This is a genomic window from Streptomyces sp. CCM_MD2014, from assembly GCF_000772045.1.
GTDB classification, from domain to species: Bacteria; Actinomycetota; Actinomycetes; order Streptomycetales; family Streptomycetaceae; genus Streptomyces; species Streptomyces salinarius.
This window is the reverse complement of sequence record NZ_CP009754.1, coordinates 4005138-4018315: the sequence shown is the minus strand read 5'-3', so window position 1 is coordinate 4018315 and position 13178 is coordinate 4005138. Positions and strand designations below refer to the sequence as shown.

14 protein-coding genes are annotated in these 13178 nt (G+C 71.2%); 7 read left to right on the top strand and 7 right to left on the bottom strand.

From position 1 onward, the window contains the following. Positions 1-23: 23 nt before the first annotated feature. Positions 24-953 carry a metallophosphoesterase gene (locus NI25_RS17620; protein ID WP_061443363.1) on the bottom strand — a complete coding sequence of 310 codons (930 nt, stop codon included), beginning with the start codon at positions 951-953 and terminating at the stop codon, positions 24-26. Between the two features lie 119 nt (positions 954-1072). On the opposite strand from NI25_RS17620, the gene NI25_RS17615 reads away from it, so the two are divergent. Then, positions 1073-1537: a GatB/YqeY domain-containing protein gene (locus tag NI25_RS17615; protein WP_061443362.1), complete on the top strand. Its 465-nt coding sequence runs from the start codon at positions 1073-1075 to the stop codon at positions 1535-1537. A gap of 81 nt (positions 1538-1618) precedes the next feature. On the opposite strand, the gene NI25_RS37675 is transcribed toward NI25_RS17615, so the two are convergent. From NI25_RS37675 to NI25_RS17600, 4 genes are all read right to left on the bottom strand, one after another. Further along, positions 1619-2002 carry a response regulator transcription factor gene (locus NI25_RS37675; protein WP_078884648.1) on the bottom strand — a complete coding sequence of 128 codons (384 nt, stop codon included), beginning with the start codon at positions 2000-2002 and terminating at the stop codon, positions 1619-1621. A 131-nt stretch (positions 2003-2133) separates the two neighbouring features. Then, positions 2134-2640 carry a hypothetical protein gene (locus tag NI25_RS17610; protein ID WP_061443361.1) on the bottom strand — a complete coding sequence of 169 codons (507 nt, stop codon included), beginning with the start codon at positions 2638-2640 and terminating at the stop codon, positions 2134-2136. A 203-nt stretch (positions 2641-2843) separates the two neighbouring features. Further along, on the bottom strand, positions 2844-5111 hold the full coding sequence (locus tag NI25_RS17605; RefSeq protein ID WP_061443360.1) for a transglycosylase domain-containing protein: 2268 nt from the start codon (positions 5109-5111) through the stop codon (positions 2844-2846). A 176-nt stretch (positions 5112-5287) separates the two neighbouring features. Next, complete coding sequence (locus NI25_RS17600) at positions 5288-5989, bottom strand: hypothetical protein (protein ID WP_061443359.1); 702 nt, start codon at positions 5987-5989, stop codon at positions 5288-5290. 537 nt (positions 5990-6526) lie between these two features. Here NI25_RS17600 and wblA point away from each other — a divergent pair. Further along, a complete protein-coding gene (gene wblA, locus NI25_RS17595; RefSeq protein ID WP_176154443.1) occupies positions 6527-6865 on the top strand; it encodes a transcriptional regulator WblA in 339 nt (112 codons plus the stop codon). 28 nt (positions 6866-6893) lie between these two features. On the opposite strand, the gene NI25_RS17590 is transcribed toward wblA, so the two are convergent. Both NI25_RS17590 and NI25_RS17585 read right to left on the bottom strand, forming a co-directional pair. After that, complete coding sequence (locus NI25_RS17590; protein ID WP_061443357.1) at positions 6894-8264, bottom strand: ArsA family ATPase; 1371 nt, start codon at positions 8262-8264, stop codon at positions 6894-6896. Continuing rightward, positions 8261-9238 (bottom strand): ArsA-related P-loop ATPase, encoded by a 978-nt coding sequence (locus tag NI25_RS17585; RefSeq protein WP_061443356.1) that lies wholly within the window; start codon positions 9236-9238, stop codon positions 8261-8263. Before NI25_RS17585 ends, NI25_RS17590 begins: the two co-directional genes overlap by 4 nt. 272 nt (positions 9239-9510) lie before the next feature. On the opposite strand from NI25_RS17585, the gene NI25_RS38595 reads away from it, so the two are divergent. The 5 genes from NI25_RS38595 to NI25_RS17560 all read left to right on the top strand — a co-directional run bounded on the left by NI25_RS38595 (position 9511) and on the right by NI25_RS17560 (position 13173). Further along, a complete protein-coding gene (locus NI25_RS38595) occupies positions 9511-9672 on the top strand; it encodes a DUF4177 domain-containing protein (protein ID WP_003975360.1) in 162 nt (53 codons plus the stop codon). After that, a complete protein-coding gene (locus NI25_RS17575) occupies positions 9669-10136 on the top strand; it encodes a RidA family protein (RefSeq protein WP_061443355.1) in 468 nt (155 codons plus the stop codon). The genes NI25_RS38595 and NI25_RS17575 overlap by 4 nt, the downstream gene beginning before the upstream one ends. 159 nt (positions 10137-10295) lie before the next feature. Next, positions 10296-11351 (top strand): alpha/beta fold hydrolase, encoded by a 1056-nt coding sequence (locus NI25_RS17570; RefSeq protein ID WP_061443354.1) that lies wholly within the window; start codon positions 10296-10298, stop codon positions 11349-11351. Positions 11352-11410: 59 nt separating this feature from the next. Beyond that, entirely contained in the window at positions 11411-12334 is a 924-nt protein-coding gene (locus tag NI25_RS17565) for an NUDIX hydrolase (RefSeq protein ID WP_061443353.1), read from the top strand. Next, complete coding sequence (locus tag NI25_RS17560; protein ID WP_061443352.1) at positions 12331-13173, top strand: MBL fold metallo-hydrolase; 843 nt, start codon at positions 12331-12333, stop codon at positions 13171-13173. The genes NI25_RS17565 and NI25_RS17560 overlap by 4 nt, the downstream gene beginning before the upstream one ends. Positions 13174-13178: the final 5 nt, after the last annotated feature.

Sequence of the window (13178 nt, the reverse complement as noted above, 5' to 3'; positions counted from 1 at the left end):
CCCCGCTCTCCCCGAAGGGTCGGTCAGTCCTCCCGGCCCACCAGCGTCAGCAGTGTCGCCTCCGGTGGGCAGGCGAAGCGGAACGGGGTGTAGCGGTTCGCGCCGCAGCCGGCCGAGACGTGGAGGTAGGAGGTGCGGCCGCCGGACGTGTGCGTGGACAGGCCCTTCACGCGGTCCGTGTCCAGGTCGCAGTTGGTGACCAGGGCGCCGTAGAAGGGGATGCACAGCTGCCCGCCGTGGGTGTGCCCGGCGACGATCAGGGGGTAGCCGTCCGCGGCGTAGGCGTCCAGGACGCGCAGGTACGGGGCGTGGACGACGCCCATCGAGAAGTCGGCCGTGTCGGAGGGGCCGCCGGCCACCTCCGTGTACCGGTCCCGCTTGATGTGCGGGTCGTCCAGTCCCGTCAGTTCCACCGACACGCCCTCGATCTTGAGCGTGCCGCGGGTGTTCGTGAGGTTCTGCCAGCCCGCGGCGTCGAAACCGTCGCGCAGGTCCTCCCACGGGTTGTGGACGGCGCCCACGACGGGCGGGTTGCCGTTCAAGCCGTGGCGGCCCTGGACCTTCTCGAGCAGGTACCGGGCGGGGTTGCGGGGCCGGGGGCCGTAGTAGTCGTTGGAGCCGAAGACGTAGGCGCCCGGGAACTCCATCAGGGGGCCCAGGGCGTCCAGGACCTCGGGGACGCCCTCCGGGTCGGACAGGTTGTCGCCGGTGTTGAGCACGAAGTCGGGGCGCAGCCCGGCCAGCGAGCGCAGCCAGTGCTGCTTCTTGCGCTGACCGCCGACCATGTGGATGTCGGAGACCTGGAGTACGCGCAGGGGGCGCATGCCGGACGGGAGGACGGGGACCGTCACCCGTCGGAGGCGGAAGGAACGGGGCTCGATCCCCGTCGCGTAGATCAGGCCGGCGGCGCCAACCGCCGTGATTCCCAGGGGTACTCCGTATCGCGCGCGCATGTGTCCATCGTGTCAGAAGCGGGAGGGAAGCGGTGGCGGGCGGTCCGTCGGGGCCCGCGTTCACCGGGGCGCGTAAATCGGCGGGCGCCGCTCCGCGCGCACCTGCGACAATCAGGTCCATGACCACGCTCAAGTCGAAGCTGCACGACGACCTCAACTCCGCGATCAAGGAGCGCGACGAGCTCCGCTCGTCGACGCTCCGGCTGACGCTCGCCGCGATCACCAAGGAGGAGGTCGCGGGGAAGGAGAAGCGGGAGCTCTCCGACGACGAGGTGCAGAAGGTGATCACCCGCGAGGCGAAGAAGCGCCGTGAGGCCGCCGAGGCCTTCGCCCAGGGCGGCCGCCACGAGCAGGCCGAGCGGGAGAAGGCGGAGGGCGAGGTGCTCGCCGCCTACCTGCCGAAGCAGCTCTCCGACGACGAGCTGAACGCGATCGTCGCGCAGGCCGTCGAGGAGGCGAAGGCGGCCGGCGCCGAGGGGCCGCGGGCCATGGGTGCCGTGATGAAGATCGTGAACCCGAAGGTGGCCGGGCAGGCCGAGGGCGGCCGGGTCGCCGCGGCGGTCAAGAAGCTCCTGGCCGGCTGAGCGCGCCCGACGTCCGACGGCCGGGAATGAACAGGAGCCCGGCCGTCCGGGCACGGCCGCCCGGCCGTCCCGGCCGGCTCCTCACGGGTTGCGGGAGGGTGTCCGCCGCAGCGGACGCCCTCCCGGTTCGTACGGCGGACGCCCTCCCGGTTCGTACGGCGGACGCCCTCCCGGTTCGTACGGCGGGCGCGGGGTGCGGAGGAGGCCCAGCTCCTGTGCCCGTGCGCCCAGCGCCACTCGTCCGTTGGCCCGCAGTCGTTCCATGAGCCGTTGGATCCTGCGCTGTACCGTGCGGTGCCCCATGCCGAGCCGCCGGGCGATCGAGGCATCGCTGAAGCCCGCGTACAAGAGGTGCAGAATCTTTTGGTCGTCGTCGGTGACGGTGGAAAGGTCGACGCAAGTCTCCGGTCTGGCGGTCAAAAGAACCCCGATGCGATGTACGGCTGTTATATGCCTGGTGGGCATGATCCATTTTAAATGAACGCCGCCGCGCGGGGAAGATGAACAAATGAAAGATGGGTGACAAAAGGGCGGAACGATGGAATTCCATCATTCCGCCCGTGGCGGGCCGCCGTCGTCGCGGCGCCCGGGCCGGCTCAGTACCAGGGGGTGCAGCTCTGGTCGCCCGACGGGTCCTCCACGCAGGCCCGCATCATGTGGGTCGAGGGGTTGTAGTACATCGGGGTGCGCGTCCAGTAGTAGTTCGTCCCGCTCGGGATCTTGGCCGTCCAGCCCGAGGCGCCGCCCCTCTTCAGCCCGAGCCGCCAGTAGCACTCGGACTGGTCCTTGGTGCAGCGCTGGACGTACACGCTCCAGTCCTGCTCGTTGGAGCCGCTGATGTAGTGCAGCCGGGCCCAGCTGTACTGGTCGCCGTCGGTCTTGCCCCACCGCAGCTCGTACAGGAAGGAGCTGCCGAGGTTGTAGGGCCCGTAGGGGCTGACCGGTCCCGTCTGCCACGTCTGGATGTTCGGATCGTGGCCGTCGCAGCCGAATCCGTAGCACGCCTGGGCTCTCGCCTGCGCCGAGCCCGGGAGCATGAGTACCAGCGTGAGCGCGCTGAGCAGTGCGCCGAGCACGGCCCCGATCCGTGAGCCGAGTTTCATTTCCCCTCCATGGGCGTCGGCAATAAAGGCACCCGGTGGCGGGGCCAGACGCGACTATGTCACGGCGGCACGGGAACGGAATGGCTCTCTCGTCGGCTGGCGTAATCACGTCGAATGGGTTTGAAAACAAAAGGAAACGGTCCCTCCCCGGATTTGGGGAAAGGACCGTTTCGTCCGGGCCGTGTGTCTGCCGCCGGGGTGGGTCAGCGCCGTCCGCCCGGCCCGTTGCCCGGGCCCTGGATCAGGTTGCCGCCGGGGAAGCCGCCGGGTCCGCCGTTGCCGGTACCGCCGTCGGTCAGGCCGCCGATGAAGCCGTCGTCGCCGTTGTTCCCGTCGTCGGGCTTCTCCTTGTCGCTGTCCTCGTCCTTGTCCTTGTTTTTGCCCTTGTCCTTGTCCTTGTCCTCGTCAGGGATGTGGACGAGGTTGAACGAGGGGGAGTTCTTGCCCGCCAGAGCGCCGGTCATGGCGTCCTTCCAGATGGGGCCCGGGACCGCGCCACCGAAGACCAGCTCGTGGTACTGCCCGCCGATGGTGATGTTCTTCATCTGCACCTGCTGCGAGGCGCTGCCCACCCAGACGGCACCCGACAGGTTCGGCGTGTAGCCGACGAACCAGGCGTTCTTGCGCTCGTCGGTCGTACCCGTCTTGCCCGCGTTGGCACGGTCGGTGAGACCGGCCTCCTTACCGGTGCCGGAGTCGACCACGCCCTGCAGCAGGGTGTTCACCGTGTCCGCGGTCTTCTCGCTCATCGCGCGCGAGCACGTCGACTTCGGCACGTCGAGCGACTTCTGCTTGTTGCCGATCTTCTGGGTGATCGACTCGATCACGATCGGCGTGCAGTACATGCCCCGGGAGGCGAAGGCGGCGTACGCGCTCGCCATCGTCAGCGGGGCCACGCCCTTGGAACCGAGGGAGACGGCGGGGACTTCCGGGAGCTTCTCGCCGCTGCCCTGCACGACGTGCAGGGCGTCCGTCATCTTCATCACCGGGCACAGGCCGATGTCCGCCACCATCTGGACGAAGTAGGTGTTGACCGAGAGGGCCATCGCCTCCTTCAGCCGGTACGGGCCGACCTCCGACTCGCTCTCGTTGGGGACCTTCTCGCCGGCCGTGTTCATCCACGGCTTCCCGCTGCACGTCTGCACGGGCTCGGGGTAGGGCATCTCGTACGGCGACGAGTACTCCTGCGTGGCCGGGCGGCCCTCCTCGAGCGCGGCCGCCGCGACGAACGGCTTGAACGTGGAGCCGGTCGGGAAGCCGTAGTTCGAGCCGCCCATGCCGTGGTCGACCGAGTAGTTGATCTCGGTCTCGTTCTTGCCGTAGCCGTACGGCTTCGTCTGGCCCATCGCGAGGACCTTGCCGGTGCCGGGCTCGACCAGCGTGCTCGCGGCCGCGACCGAGTCCGACTGGTTCACGTGGTCCTTGAGCGACTGCTGCACCGACGCCTGGGCCTGCGGGTCGAGCGTCGTGCGGATGGTCAGGCCGCCCTGGTTCCAGACCTTGGCCCGGTCCTTGCGGGTCTTGCCGAAGACCTTGTCGCTCAGGAACACCTCGCGCACGTAGTCGCAGAAGAAGCTGGCGTTCTTCACGGCCGTGATGCAGCCGTTCTTGGGCTTGCTGACCTTCAGCCCGAGCGGTGCCTTCTTCGCCTTCTCGGCCTCGGCCGTGGAGATGTCGCCGACCTGGGCCATGCGGTTCAGCACGACGTTGCGCCGCTTGGTGGCCTCGGCCTCGTCGTTGACCGGGTCGTAGCGGCTGGGCGACTGGACGATGCCGGCCAGGAGGGCGGCCTCCTGGACGTTGAGGTCCTTGGCGTGCTTGGAGAAGTACCGCTGGGAGGCCGCCTCGACGCCGTAGGCCTGCTGGCCGAAGAACGTGATGTTCAGGTAGTTCTCGAGGATCTTCTTCTTGCCCAGCTCCTCCTCGACCTGGATCGCGAGCTTCAGCTCCTGGATCTTGCGGCCGATGGTCTGCTGGGTGGCCTGCGCGACCTTCGTCGGGTCGTCGCCGGCCTCCTCCACGAACACGTTCTTGACGTACTGCTGGGTGAGCGTGGAGGCGCCCTCGGAGACCTCGCCGCTGCGCGCGTTCTTGTTGAGGGCGCGCAGCACGCCCTTGAGGTCGATGGCGCCGTGCTCGTAGAAGCGCGAGTCCTCGATGGCGACGATCGCCTTCTGCATGTACGGCGAGATGTCCTTGAGGTCGACCACCGTCCGGTCGCGGGAGTAGACCGTGGCGATGGTCCCGCCCTCGGCGTCGAGGATGGTGGTGCGCTGGCTCAGCGGGGGAGTCTTCAGGTTGGCCGGGAGCGCGTCGAAGCTCTCCACCGACCCCTTGGCGGCCAGCCCCAGCGCGCCCACGGCGGGCAACGCGATGCCGGCCAGCACTGCTCCCGCGAGCACACTGACACCGAGGAATTTGGCGGCCTGCTGCGTTGGCGACAGACCACCGCCCGAGCGCTTCTTTGGCATGAAGGCAGCCTAATCCGTAATTATGAGCGATCCGTCGGAGCGGGTGTTCCTCGGAGCGTTCGAGTACCAGACTGTGACATCCGGAGGCGGCCGGGCCGACAAGACCTTTACTCAGACCGGGTGCGCGGTCTCGGCGCTCCTCCCGCCGAGGCCGTCGTCACCGCGGCTTGAGACGGTCAGCGGGGAGTGAGGCAGGCTTCGAGGGCGGCTCGCTGTTGCGGCGGCAGGTGGTCGCCGAGCGGGACCTTGCGAGGGCTGTGATCGCCCTCGCAGAGCCAGCTCTGCTCGTCCTCGTCGAACCACCAGTCCTCAACGCCCCACACGGGGTGCCCCCGAAGCAGGCGTCTGGCCAAGGCCTCGCTCGCCTCGGGCGCCCCCTGAGCGACCAGCGCCTCGACCACCGCCGTCACGGCCTCCTCCGGAATCGCGGCGTCGCCGAGAACGGGCAGCAGAAGGAGGAGGCGGGCGTGGGAGTCGGTGACGCCTGCCGCATCCGGTGGCGCCTCCAGCAGGGCGGCGAGCTCGGGCCAGCACAGCCCAGGGCCGATGCGGTCCTGATCGTCACTGGCCAGGACGAGATCCTGGCTCCAGTCGGGATGCGTGAGGAAGTAGTCCGTCGTGGTGAACTCCTCGCCGCTGTTGAAGTGCACGACGATCGCGAAGCCGCCGGCCAGCGGAACCGTGAACATCGGCCACGCCGACCGGTCGTGGAGCGTGTCCAGCATGGCGTCCGCGTCGCCCGCGTCCGATCCGAAGGCCTCCGGCGCGAACCCGTCCGCCAGGTCCGCCAGGTACGCGGGCCAGAAGCCCCGCTCATCCAGGAGCGGGTGCCCGTCCACGACGGGCGACGAGGAGTACCAGTGCCGTGCCATCACCATGCCGGGATTCTCTCCGAGCCGGTCAGAGCTGCTCGAAGGCCCCCGGCCGCGCGGACGAGCGACTGACGGCATGGCAGCGCGAGGTGTCTGCGTTGTCATTCGCCGGACAGGCGTACAGGCCTTGGCCTAAGCTGCACTCAACTGTCACAGCAGTGAGGCCACGTATCAATACGTCCGGCGACCCCGAATCGTTCCGGATCTGCTCGATGTTTTTCGAGGGGCCCCCGCTGGGGGCGCGTTGGTGTGTACCGGCGCGTGCCACGGCGTGTGGGATGCGTGTCCGAATCCGCCGTGTGTGTCAATCGGTGTCCGTTGTGGCGAAACAGAGATGACCCGTATGTCGGGATCGTCGCGCATGTCGCCAGCTCACTCCCCCGGGTGATCTGCCGCTTACCCATAGTCCGTTCGGGCCATTCAAGATTGGGCCCGAAGGGGGTGTTGCGCTGTGCCCACCTTCCGTAACGTCCTCAACTGGCGGCGGTGAATATGCCGCTGCCGCCGTGGGGGAGCCTCGATTCGGGAGAGGACGGCGCCGGTATGGGCTGGGTAACCGACTGGAGTGCGCAGGCCGCCTGCCGCACTACTGATCCGGACGAACTGTTCGTTCAGGGAGCAGCGCAGAACAGGGCCAAGGCGGTGTGCACCGGATGTCCGGTGCGGACCGAGTGCCTGGCCGACGCGCTCGACAACCGCGTCGAGTTCGGCGTGTGGGGAGGCATGACGGAGCGGGAACGCCGCGCGCTGCTGCGCAGGCGGCCCACCGTGACCTCCTGGCGCCGGCTCCTGGAGACGGCGCGGACGGAGTACGAACGAGGGGCCGGCATCGTGCCCCTCGAGGACGACGAGGTGTACGAGAACTACGCGGCCGTGGGCTGAGCCCGGCCAGGGCTTTCCCAGGGACGGATCAGGCGCCCGGCTCGGGCAGTTCGGGCCGGCCGGTCGCCAGGCGTGCCCCGATGTCCCGCAGCCCCGCGAGGTCGTGCACGTCGCCGGGGAGTGCGGCCACCTCGGTGACCGCCACCTCGGGGTGACGCGCGGTGAAGCGGTCACGTGTGCGCTGCTCTCGGGCGAGCAGGTGCATGCGCTCCGCGTGCAGCCGCAGCAGACCGGCGGCGAGAGCGTCGACGGAGCGCTCCGGTGCGTCGGTCGGTCCTTCGGCCGGTGCATCACCTGTGGTGTCGGGGGACGGGGTGCCGGGTCCTGAGTCGGCCGACCCTGAACTGCCGTCAGGGTCGGGAGAGTTGCCGGGAGAGGTACGAACTCCAGCTTTCCCGTGGTCCTGATCCACAATGCGGGGATCCTCAAGATTTTCCGCGGCGGCGATTGCCCGCTCGGCCGACAGCCGGTCGGCGCCGCTGCCGTGGACCCGGTTGAGCACCAGACCGGCCAGCGGCATGTCCTCGGCCGCCAGCCGCTGCACGAAGTACGCGGCCTCGCGCAGCGCGTCCCGCTCCGGGGCCGCGACCACCAGGAACGCCGTCCCGGGCGCCTGGAGCAGCTTGTACGTCGCGTCCGCGCGCGTACGGAACCCCCCGAACATCGAGTCCATCGCGGCCACGAAGGTCTGCACGTCCTTGAGGAACTGCCCGCCCAGCACCTTCCCCAGGACGCCGGTCATCATCGACATGCCGACGTTCAGGAACTTCATGCCCGCCCGGCCGCCGACCTTCGCCGGGGCCAGCAGGACGCGGATCAGCTTGCCGTCCAGGAAGGAACCGAGGCGCTTGGGCGCGTCGAGGAAGTCCAGCGCCGAGCGGGACGGCGGCGTGTCGACGACGATGAGGTCCCACTCGTCCTTCGCCCGAAGCTGCCCCAGCTTCTCCATCGCCATGTACTCCTGCGTGCCCGCGAAGCCCGCCGAGAGCGACTGGTAGAAGGGGTTGCCCAGGATCGCCGCGGCCCGCTCGGGGTCCGCGTGGGACTCGACGATCTCGTCGAAGGTCCGCTTCATGTCGAGCATCATGGCGTGCAGCTCACCGCCCGCCGCGTCGTCGACGCCCTTCACCCGGCGCGGGGTGTTGTCGAGCGAGTCGATGCCCATGGACTGGGCGAGCCGCCGGGCCGGGTCGATGGTGAGCACGACCACCTTGCGGCCGCGCTCGGCGGCGCGCAGCCCCAGGGCGGCCGCCGTGGTCGTCTTGCCCACCCCGCCCGAACCGCAGCACACGACGATGCGGGTCTGCGGATCCTCCAGCAGGTGGTCGACGTCGAGCACGCGCGCGGCCGTCAGGGGCCGCGCGCCCTCCCGGTGACGGGCCGGGTCCTCGGGACTCATGCGATCCCCTGCTTCCGCAGCTCGGTGGCCAGTTCGTACAGGCCCGCCAGGTCCATGCCCTCCGCGAGCAGTGGCAGTTCGTGCGTCGGCAGGCCCAGCTCGCCGAGGACCGCCCGCTGCTCCTGCTCCAGCGTGTACCGCTCCCCGTACTCCTCGGCCTGTGCGAGCAGCGGGTCCACCAGACGCTCGGCGTGCCCGCCCCGCCGCGCCCCGCCGAGCCCGGCCCCGGACAGCGACCGGGCCAGCGCCGCGCGCGGGGTGTCCCGTACGAGCTCCAGACCGGTGGCGTCCAGGACCTGGGGCCGGACCATGTTGACGACGACCCGGCCCACCGGGAGCCGCGCCGTGCGCAGCTCGGCGATGCCGTCCACGGTCTCCTGGACCGGCATCTCCTCCAGCAGCGTCACCAGGTGCACCGCGGTCTCCCGCGACTTCAGCACCCGCATCACCGCCTGCGCCTGATTGTGTATCGGGCCGACCTTCGCGAGCCCGGCCACCTCGTCGTTGACGTTGAGGAAGCGCGTGATGCGGCCGGTGGGCGGGGCGTCCATGACGACGTAGTCGTACACGAACCGCCCCCGCTTGTCCTTGCGCCGGACCGCCTCGCACGCCTTGCCGGTCAGCAGCACGTCCCTGACCCCCGGCGCGATGGTCGTCGCGAAGTCGATGGCGCCGAGCTTCTTCAGGGCCCGTCCGGCGCTGCCCAGCTTGTAGAACATCTGGAGGTAGTCCAGAAGGGCCAGTTCGGCGTCGATGGCGAGGGCGTACACCTCCCCGCCCCCGGGAGCGACGGCGATCTTCCGCTCCTCATAAGGCAGCGCCTCCGTTTCGAAGAGCTGCGCGATGCCCTGGCGGCCCTCGACCTCGACGAGAAGCGCGCGCTTCCCCTCGGTGGCCAGGGCCAGCGCGAGGGCCGCGGCCACCGTGGTCTTGCCGGTACCGCCCTTGCCGCTGACGACCTGGAGCCTGCTCACGTATTCGAGCGTAACCAGTCCGCGCGCGGAGTACGCCGGAGGCTGTGGACAACGTCGCTCCGGCGGCCCGCCGAGGGGCCCGGACCGAGACCGCGGACGACCCCCGGACCGAGACCGCGGACGACCCCCGGACCGAGACCGCCGACGACCCCCGGACCGAGACCGCCGACGACCCCCGGACCGAGACCGCGGACGACCCCCGGGCCGGGGCCGCGGGCGGCCCCCGGACAGCGGTCGAGGAGGTGCCCCGGCCAACGGCTAGAGTCGGCCGCATGACCAAGTGGGAATACGCAACCGTGCCGCTGCTCGTCCATGCCACGAAGCAGATTCTGGACACCTGGGGCGAGGACGGCTGGGAGCTCGTCCAGGTCGTGCCCGGGCCGAACAACCCCGAGCAGCTCGTGGCCTACCTGAAGCGGGAGAAGCAGGCATGAGCGCCGTCGAGGCGAAGCTCGCCGAGCTGGGCCTGACGCTGCCGGAGGTCGTCCCGCCGCTGGCCGCCTACCAGCCGGCCGTGCGGTCCGGCCCGTACGTCTACACCTCCGGCCAGCTGCCCATGGTGGAGGGCAAGCTTCCGGTCACCGGAAAGGTGGGCGGCGAGGTCACCGCCGAGGAGGCCAAGGAGCTGGCCCGCACCTGTGCGCTGAACGCCCTGGCCGCCGTGAAGTCCGTCGCCGGCGACCTGGACCGGGTCGCGCGTGTCGTCAAGGTCGTCGGCTTCGTCGCGTCGGCGGCGGACTTCACCGGCCAGCCCGGTGTGGTCAACGGCGCCAGCGAACTCCTGGGCGAGGTCCTCGGCGACAAGGGCGTGCACGCCCGCAGCGCCGTCGGCGTGGCGGTCCTCCCGCTGGACGCGCCGGTGGAGGTCGAGATCCAGGTGGAGCTCGTCCAGCCGTAGCAGACCGGGGGCGATTGCCGGGCCGGCAAGAAACCTCGCCCCGGGCGGCCGCGGCACCGCAGGATCGTGGCCGGTGCCCCGCACGGCGGGCGAGCCGGCTCCGGCCGGTGGTCCCGGCCCGCCGCGGGGCCGTACCCACCGCAAGCGCCAGGAGGATCCGTGCCGCAGCCGCCCGTGACCGACCCGCACGCCCACCGACCCGGCCGTGAGGCCGTCCGCACGCCCGCCGGCCGGCCCGTGCACCGGCTGGTGCCCTCGCCCGCCGGCCGGATCCATCTGGTCGAGCAGGGCAGCGGGCCGCTGGTCCTGCTCGTGCACGGCTTCCCGGAGTCCTGGTACTCCTGGCGCCACCAGCTGCCCGCCCTGGCCGCCGCAGGGTTCCGCGCCGTCGCCGTCGACGTGCGCGGCTACGGGCGCTCCTCGCGGCCCGACGCCGTCGAGGCGTACCGGATGCTCGACCTGGTGGCGGACAGCGTCGCCGTCGTGGAGGCCCTGGGGGAGAGCTCCGCCGTGATCGTCGGCCACGACTGGGGCGCGAACATCGCCTCGCACTCCGCGCTGCTGCGGCCGGACGTGTTCCGCGCGGTGGGCCTGCTCAGCGTGCCGTACACGCCGCCGGGCGGGCCGAGGCCCAGCGAGGTCTTCGCCGGCATGAGCGACCCGGACGGGCCCTTCGCCGGGCAGGAGTTCTACGTCTCCTACTTCCAGGAGCCGGGCCGCGCCGAGGCGGAGATCGAGCCCGACGTACGCGGCTGGCTCGCCGGCCTCTACGCCGCCCTGTCCGCCGGCACCATGCCCGGCCCGGAGGCACCCGACCCGCACTTCGTCGCCCCCGGCGCCAGGATGCGCGACCGGTTCCCGGCCGGCGGGACGCTGCCCTCCTGGCTGTCCGAGGCGGACCTGGACGTCTACGCCGGGGAGTTCGAGCGCACCGGCCTGACCGGCGCCCTCAACCGCTACCGCAACATGGACCGCGACTGGGCCGACCTGGCCGGGTACCAGGGTGCCCCGGTCACCCAGCCGTCGCTCTTCCTCGGCGGCGGCCTGGACGCCTCCACCACCTGGCTGTCCGAGGCGATCGAGGCGTACCCGGTCACCCTGCCCGGCCTGCGCGGCTCCCACATCCTCGACGGCTGCGGCCACTGGCTCCAGCAGGAGCGTCCCGAGGAGACGAACCGGCTGCTCACCGAGTGGCTGACCGGCCTGCCCACCTGACGCCCGTCGGGCCCCGGGGGGCACTCGAACATCCGCCCGTCACCGGATAGCCTCCGGCCATGGCGAATGGTCAGTGGTACCCACCGGAGTGGCCGGACCGCATCCGCGCGCTGGCGGCCGGCACGCTCACCCCGGTCACCCCGAAGCGCGCGGCCACCGTCATGCTCCTCAGGGACACCGGCACCCCCGGGTCCGGGTCCGGTCCCGCCGTGCACATGCTGCGCCGCCGTACCTCCATGGCGTTCGCGGGCGGGGCGTACGCCTATCCGGGCGGCGGGGTCGACCCGCGGGACGACGACCGTGCCATCGGCTGGGCGGGCCCCACGCGCGCGTGGTGGGCGGACCGGCTCGGTGTCGACGAGGCGGGCGCCCAGGCGATCGTCTGCGCGGCCGTACGGGAGACGTACGAGGAGGCCGGCGTCCTGCTCGCGGGCCCGACCGGCGACTCGGTGGTCGGCGACACGACCGGCGCCGACTGGGAGGCCGACCGGGCCGCCCTCGTCGAGCGCGAGCTGTCCTTCGCGGAGTTCCTGGACCGCAGGGGCCTCGTGCTGCGCTCCGACCTGCTGGGCGCCTGGGCGCGCTGGATCACCCCGGAGTTCGAGTCCCGGCGCTACGACACCTGGTTCTTCGTGGCCGCGCTCCCCGAGGGTCAGCGCACCCGCAACGCCTCCACGGAGGCCGACCGCGCGGTGTGGATCACGCCGGCGGACGCCACCGCCGGGTACGACCGCGGCGAGCTGCTGATGATGCCGCCCACGGTCGCGACCCTGCGCGGCCTCGCGGCGTGCGGTACGGCGGCCGAGGCGCTGGAGTCGGCCGCCGGGCGCGACATGACGCCGGTACTGGCCCGCGCCCGGCTGTCCGGCGACGAGGTCGTCCTGTCCTGGCCGGGGCACGACGAGTTCACCAAGCACGTCCCGAGCACGAACACGGGTCCGGCGCCGACCCCTTCCGACCCGACCGGGGGAGCCTCCGCATGACCGACGCAGCAGCACTGCCCGGACAGCCGCGCGGCGGCGTCCTGTCGGGACCGGCCACCGCGCGCGCGGTGAACGTCCTCGCGCCCAACGCCTCGGCGATGACCCTGGACGGCACCAACACCTGGATCCTCGCCGAACCCGACTCGGACCTGGCTGTCGTCGTCGATCCGGGCCCGCTGGACGACACCCACCTGCGGCGCGTCGCGGACACGGCCGAGCGGGCCGGCAAGCGGGTCGCGCTGACGCTGCTGACACACGGTCACCCGGACCACGCGGAGGGCGCCGCGCGTTTCGCCGAGTTGACGCGCACGCACGTGCGGGCGCTGGACCCGGCGCTGCGGCTGGGCGACGAGGGGCTGGCCGCGGGGGACGTGATCGAGGTGGGCGGCCTGGAACTGAGGGTCGTACCGACACCGGGGCACACGGCCGACTCGCTGTGCTTCCATCTCCCGGCCGACCGGGCCGTCCTGACGGGCGACACGATCCTCGGCCGCGGTACGACGGTGGTGGCCCATCCCGACGGCCGTCTCGGCGACTACCTGGACTCGCTGCGCAGGCTCAGGTCGCTCACGGCGGACGACGGGGTGCACACGGTGCTTCCGGGGCACGGGCCCGTCCTGGAGGACGCGCAGGGCGTCGTGGAGTACTACCTGGCCCACCGGGCCCACCGGCTCGCTCAGGTCGAGACGGCGGTGGAGGACGGCCACCGCACGCCGGGCGAGGTCGTCGCCCACGTGTACGCGGACGTCGACCGCTCGCTGTGGCCGGCGGCGGAGCTGTCGGTGCGGGCGCAGCTGGAGTACCTGGGCGAGCACGGGCTCATCCGGCGGCCCGACTGACCCTT

Coding starts and splice junctions, on each gene's coding strand:
- NI25_RS17560 (WP_061443352.1), top strand. CDS start 12,331: ATGACCGACGCAGCAGCACTGCCCGGACAGCCGCGCGGCGGCGTCCTG.
- NI25_RS17575 (WP_061443355.1), top strand. CDS start 9,669: ATGAGCGCCGTCGAGGCGAAGCTCGCCGAGCTGGGCCTGACGCTGCCG.
- NI25_RS17615 (WP_061443362.1), top strand. CDS start 1,073: ATGACCACGCTCAAGTCGAAGCTGCACGACGACCTCAACTCCGCGATC.
- NI25_RS17590 (WP_061443357.1), bottom strand. CDS start 8,264: ATGAGTCCCGAGGACCCGGCCCGTCACCGGGAGGGCGCGCGGCCCCTG.
- NI25_RS37675 (WP_078884648.1), bottom strand. CDS start 2,002: ATGCCCACCAGGCATATAACAGCCGTACATCGCATCGGGGTTCTTTTG.
- NI25_RS17620 (WP_061443363.1), bottom strand. CDS start 953: ATGCGCGCGCGATACGGAGTACCCCTGGGAATCACGGCGGTTGGCGCC.
- wblA (WP_176154443.1), top strand. CDS start 6,527: ATGGGCTGGGTAACCGACTGGAGTGCGCAGGCCGCCTGCCGCACTACT.
- NI25_RS17600 (WP_061443359.1), bottom strand. CDS start 5,989: ATGGTGATGGCACGGCACTGGTACTCCTCGTCGCCCGTCGTGGACGGG.
- NI25_RS17610 (WP_061443361.1), bottom strand. CDS start 2,640: ATGAAACTCGGCTCACGGATCGGGGCCGTGCTCGGCGCACTGCTCAGC.
- NI25_RS17565 (WP_061443353.1), top strand. CDS start 11,411: ATGGCGAATGGTCAGTGGTACCCACCGGAGTGGCCGGACCGCATCCGC.
- NI25_RS17605 (WP_061443360.1), bottom strand. CDS start 5,111: ATGCCAAAGAAGCGCTCGGGCGGTGGTCTGTCGCCAACGCAGCAGGCC.
- NI25_RS38595 (WP_003975360.1), top strand. CDS start 9,511: ATGACCAAGTGGGAATACGCAACCGTGCCGCTGCTCGTCCATGCCACG.